Genomic DNA, 380 nt, shown 5'->3' on the forward strand with positions numbered 1-380 from the left:
AGAATTTTTAGAAAAAGTCTATCAAAACATAGAAAATTTTAATCACTCTTTAGATGAAGATGAGTTTATACAGGATGGTATTTTAAAAGCAGTGATGTATGAGCGAGGACTTAAGATAAGTTTAGTTTATAAAGAAAATATTGTAGATAATGCTAGTTTTATCACAGCCTATATCAAGGCTTATGATGAATGGTTGCTTTATTTTATAGAAAAACTAGAGCAAAAAATAAATATTATTATAAATTCTCTTAAGGAAACCCAATGACCATACTAGAAAAAAACATACAAGCTTTATTAAGCGGAGTAAATGAACCCTTAGGAAATAAACTTTTAAATTTCATACAAAATAAAACTTGTTCTCGTTTTAATATAGATGAAAA

General features: G+C 25.8%; 1 protein-coding gene and 1 pseudogene. Both read left to right on the top strand.

Translation table 11 applies throughout. The features are described from left to right. A pseudogene (locus ELQ06_RS08560) lies at positions 1 to 265 on the top strand (motility associated factor glycosyltransferase family protein); the annotation flags it as partial. Then, the coding region (locus tag ELQ06_RS09005) for a hypothetical protein (RefSeq protein ID WP_233919110.1) at positions 262 to 380 on the top strand (119 nt) is incomplete at its 3' end. The pseudogene ELQ06_RS08560 and the gene ELQ06_RS09005, both read left to right, overlap by 4 nt.

Source organism: Campylobacter sp. CH246, assembly GCF_004378835.1.
GTDB classification, from domain to species: Bacteria; Campylobacterota; Campylobacteria; order Campylobacterales; family Campylobacteraceae; genus Campylobacter_D; species Campylobacter_D jejuni.